Here is a 4,668-nt window from a genome sequence, read left to right as displayed (position 1 = left end):
TGGCGCGCGGGCTGGACCCGCAGGACGTGCGGGTGTCCCTGGACGACGCGGAGAAGGGCGAGGACGGCACGTACACCGTGCCCTTCTCCGTACGGCAGCGGCTGCCCGGCTTCGGCGCCTGGGAGTACGAGACCCGCGCGGTGGCCCTGCCCCCGGGCGGCGACGGGGACGACGGCGGCTGGCGGGTGCGCTGGGAGCCCCGGCTCGTCCATCCCGCGCTGCGCCGCCACCAGACCCTCGTCACGACCACGCAGCGCGCCGGGCGCGCCCCGATACTCGCCGCCGACGGCTCGGAGCTGGCCGGCGACGCCAAGGTGTGGGCCGTCTCGATCTGGCCCGCCAAGCTGTCCGACCCCGACCGCGCGTACGCCGTCCTCGACGACCCCGCGCTCGGCGCGGACCTCGACGTCCCGCGGCTGAAGAAGCGCGTCGCCGCCGCGGAGCCGGACGAGTCCGTGCCGGTGGTGACCCTGCGGGACGAGGTCTACCGGCAGCACCGCGACCGGCTGCTGGACGTCCCGGGGCTGCAGTTCGTCGACTCCGACCAGCCCGTCGCGCATCTGGCCCGCTCCCTGGTCGGCGCCGTCTCGCCGGACACCGGCAGGGGCTCCTCGGCGCTCCAGGCGCGCTACGACAAGCGGCTGTACGCGGCGCCCGGCGCCGAGGTCGTGATCGCCGACCGGGCCACGGGGGCGCCGGTGCGCACCCTGGCCCGCAAGAAGCCGGGCGCGGGCAAGCCGGTGCGCACGACGATCGACCCCGGAGTGCAGCGCGCCGCGGAGGAGGCGGTCGACGGGCTGGGCAAGAGCGCGTCGATCGTCGCGATCGACCCCGGGACCGGCCGGGTGCTGGCCGTCGCCGACAGCCCGGACTCCGGCGAGAGTCACGCGCTGACCGGCCGCTTTCCGCCCGGCTCCACCTTCAAGACGGTCACCGCCGCCGCGCTCCTCGACGGCGGCCTGGCGGCCGGGGACCGCGTGGCCTGCCCGGCGGCGGTGCACGTGGCGGGGCAACGCTTCGAGAACCAGGGCGAGTTCGAGCTCCCGAAGGGCACCACTTTCGCCGAGGCGTTCGCCCAGTCCTGCAACACCGCCTTCGTCGGCCTGCGCGACGACCTGGCGGACCGGACGCTGACGGACACGGCCCGCGCCTTCGGCATCGGCGGCACCTGGCAGGTCGGCGCGACCACCTTCGACGGCAGCGTGCCCGCGGCCGACGGCGACAACGACAAGGCCGCGGCGATGATCGGGCAGGGCCGGGTGGAGGCGAGCCCGCTGGTGATGGCGTCGGTGGCGGCGACGGTCAAGGACGGCCGGTTCCGGCAGCCGGTGCTGGTGCCGGACGCGGTGGACGAGCCGTACCGCGCGCCGGAGAAGCTCGACAAGCGGACCTACGAACAGCTGCGCGCGCTGATGCGCGGCGTCGTCACGGACGGGTCCGGCTCGGCGCTCGGAGGTGTCCCGGGGCTGCCGCACGCCAAGACCGGGACGGCCGAGTTCGGCACCGAGAGCCCGCCGCGCACCCACGCGTGGATGATCGGCTACCTGGAGGGCGACGACCTCGCCTTCAGCGTGCTCGTCGAGGACGGCGGCTCGGGCGGCAAGGACGCGGGCCCGGTGGCCGCCGACTTCCTCCGCGCGGCAACCGCCGGTTAGCGCCCGGACGCCGCCGTCGGTCCGCTCTCCGTCACGCCGTCGTCGTCAGCCGCGCCAGCGCCTCGTCCACGGGCAGTTCCTCGCGCTCCCCGGTGCGGCGGTCCTTCAGCTCCACCACGCCCTCTTCCGCACGCCGCCCCGCGACGAGGATCTGCGGCACCCCGATCAGCTCGGCGTCGGTGAACTTCACGCCCGGCGACACCGACGCCCGGTCGTCCACGAGCACCCGCACGCCCGCCGCACCCAGCTTCTCCGCCAGTTCGAGGGCCAGCTCCGTCTGCTTGGCCTTGCCCGCCGCGACGATGTGCACGTCGGCCGGGGCCACCTCGCGCGGCCAGCACAGCCCCAGCTCGTCGTGCGTCTGCTCGGCGAGCGCGGCGACGGCCCGGGAGACCCCGATCCCGTACGAACCCATGGTCACCCGCACCGGCTTGCCGTTCTGGCCGAGGACGTCCAGCTCGAAGGCGTCCGCGTACTTGCGGCCGAGCTGGAAGATGTGGCCGATCTCGATGGCCCGGTCCAACTCGATGCCGGAGCCGCAGCGCGGGCAGGGGTCGCCGGGCTCGACGACGACCACGTCGAGGTACTGGTCGACCTCGAAGTCGCGGCCGCACACCACGTTGCGGGAGTGGGAGTCGGGCTTGTTGGAGCCGGTCACCCAGGACGTGCCCGGGGCGACCCGGGGGTCGGCCAGGTACCGGAACGCCTTGCCGGCCATGCCCTGCGGGCCGACGTACCCCCGGACGAGGTCGGGGCGGTCGGCGAAGTCCTCGGCGGTGACGACCTCGACCTCGGCCGGGGCCAGTTGCTCGGCGAGCTTGCCGAGGTCCACCTCGCGGTCGCCGGGGACACCGACCGCGGTGATCTCGCCGTCGATCTTCACCAGCAGGTTCTTCAGCGTCGCCGAGGCGGGGACGCCCAGGTGCGCGGCGAGGGTCTCGATCGTCGGGGTGTCCGGCGTGTCCAGCTCCTCGACCGGCGGGTGCCCGTCGAGGGGGGCGGGCGCCACCGTCGTCGTCAGCGCCTCGGTGTTCGCCGCATAGCCGCAGGACGGGCACTGCACGTACGTGTCCTCGCCGGCGGCGGCGGGGGCGAGGAACTCCTCGCTGGCCGAGCCGCCCATGGCGCCGGAGACGGCGGAGACGATCCGGTAGTCGAAGCCGAGCCGCTCGAAGATCCGCTGGTACGCCTCGCGGTGCAGCCCGTAGGAGGCGGCGAGGCCGTCGTCGGAGGTGTCGAAGGAGTACGAGTCCTTCATGTGGAACTCGCGGCCGCGCAGCACGCCGGAGCGGGGCCTGGCCTCGTCCCGGTACTTGATCTGGATCTGGTACAGGATCACGGGCATGTCCTTGTAGGACGAGCACTGGTCCTTGACCACCTGGGCGAACAGCTCCTCGTGCGTGGGACCCAGCACGTAGTCGACGCCCTTGCGGTCCTTGAGGGCGAAGAGCAGGTCGCCGTACTCCTCGGCGCGGCCCGTCGTCTCGTACAGCTCGCGGGGCAGCAGGGCGGGCAGCAGCACCTCCTGGCCGCCGATCCCGTCCATCTCCTCGCGGACGACCCGCGCCACGTTCTCCAGGACCCGCTTGCCGAGCGGCAGCCAGGTCCACACCCCGGCGGACGAGCGGCGGACGTAGCCCGCGCGGACGAGCAGCTTGTGGCTCGCGGTCTCGGCGTCGGCGGGGTCGTCGCGCAGCGTCTTGAGCATCATCCGGGACATGCGCTGAACGTGGCTGTGCTGGCTCATGCCCCGGACTCTAGCGCCGGACCCGGGCCCGCCGGTAATTCGTCCGCCGAAGCTGTGGACAACTCGCCGGTTGTGGACAACTCAGCGCAGCAGCGGCAGCTCGGCGCCCATCACCACGTACGGGCTGGGGGCGCCGGGGAAGACCACGCGGCGGGCCAGGTCGCGGTAGCCGAGCTGCCGGTACAGGTGGCGCGCGGGGCTCTCCGCGTCGATCGCCGAGAGCAGGCTCCTGGGCTCGGCGGCGGTGTCGGTGATGCGGGTGATCAGCTCGCGGCCGATGCCCCGCTGCTGGAAGGCCGGGTGCACGTGGAGTTCGGTGATGACGAAGGTGTCGTCGAGCCAGCGCTCCTCGCCGACGGCGCGCAGGTACGGCTGGACGACGGTGGACCACCAGTAGACGCGGTTGTTCGGCATGCCGTAGACGAACCCGGCGAGCCGGCCGGTGGCGGTGGTGGCGCCCAGCGCGCGGGCGCCCGCGTTGGTCAGGTGCCGCAGCACGACATGGCGGCGGACGGCGATCTCGTCGTCGGTGAGCCCGAAAGCGACGGCCTGAACGGCAAGCGCGTCGTCCACGCGGGCGGCGAGGTCGAGAGGGCCGACGACGACGTCATCCATGGCTGCGCACCCTACCCTGCGCTCGCGGGCCGCCGGTCCACCCCCGCTGCCACGCCCCCGGCGCGACGCCGGAGCGCATGGGGCACGGTGCCCGTACGAGCCTCGCGAGGCCCCGCGCGCCCCGCGGCGGGGTGCTCAGAACAGCACGCTCATGAACGCCCCGACCTCGCGGAAGCCCACCCTGCGGTAGGCCGCGCGGGCCACGGTGTTGAAGTCGTTCACGTACAGGCTGACCATCGGTGCCACCTCGCGCAGCGCGTACCGCAGGACCGCCGCGAGACCCGTCTCCGACAGCCCGCGCCCGCGGTGCCCGGGCGCCACCCACACGCCCTGGATCTGGCACGCGTGCGCCGTCGCCGCGCCGATCTCCGCCTTGAAGACGACCTCGCCGTCCTCCACGCGCGCGAAGGACCGGCCGCCGCCGACCAGTTCGGCGACCCGCGCCTGGTACAGCAGCCCGCCGTCGCCGGCGAGCGGCGAGATGCCGACCTCTTCGGTGAACATCGCCACGCACGCCGGCATGATCAGGTCCATCTCGTCCTTGCGGATGCGGCGGACCAGCGGATCGGGCTCGACGTCCGCGGGCATCGAGGCGGTGACCATCAGCGGCTGGCGCGCGCGCACCTCGCGCGCGGGGCCCCAGGCGGGCTC

The 4,668-nt window shown here is 74.0% G+C and carries 4 protein-coding genes; 1 reads left to right on the top strand and 3 read right to left on the bottom strand.

Annotated elements, in window-relative coordinates:
- On the top strand, positions 1-1,655 hold a 1,655-nt coding region (locus tag H5J30_RS18235; RefSeq protein WP_181788477.1), incomplete at its 5' end, for a penicillin-binding transpeptidase domain-containing protein.
- A gap of 31 nt (positions 1,656-1,686) precedes the next feature.
- Here the strand turns inward: H5J30_RS18235 and H5J30_RS18230 are convergent.
- The 3 genes from H5J30_RS18230 to H5J30_RS18220 form a co-directional block, all read right to left on the bottom strand.
- Entirely contained in the window at positions 1,687-3,402 is a 1,716-nt protein-coding gene (locus tag H5J30_RS18230; protein ID WP_181788476.1) for a proline--tRNA ligase, read from the bottom strand.
- 81 nt (positions 3,403-3,483) lie between these two features.
- Positions 3,484-4,017: a GNAT family N-acetyltransferase gene (locus H5J30_RS18225; RefSeq protein ID WP_181788475.1), complete on the bottom strand. Its 534-nt coding sequence runs from the start codon at positions 4,015-4,017 to the stop codon at positions 3,484-3,486.
- A gap of 135 nt (positions 4,018-4,152) precedes the next feature.
- Positions 4,153-4,668: GNAT family N-acetyltransferase (locus tag H5J30_RS18220; RefSeq protein WP_181788474.1), on the bottom strand; the 516-nt coding region annotated here is incomplete at its 5' end.

It is taken from the genome of Streptomyces phytophilus (genome assembly GCF_013870535.1).
Taxonomy (GTDB): domain Bacteria; phylum Actinomycetota; class Actinomycetes; order Streptomycetales; family Streptomycetaceae; genus Streptomyces; species Streptomyces phytophilus.
This window is presented reverse-complemented; position numbering and strand designations above follow the sequence as displayed.

What these genes read in the sequence shown, in the direction of transcription:
- H5J30_RS18225 (WP_181788475.1), bottom strand. Translation starts at nt 4,017, where the DNA reads ATGGATGACGTCGTCGTCGGCCCTCTCGACCTCGCCGCCCGCGTGGAC.
- H5J30_RS18230 (WP_181788476.1), bottom strand. Translation starts at nt 3,402, where the DNA reads ATGAGCCAGCACAGCCACGTTCAGCGCATGTCCCGGATGATGCTCAAG.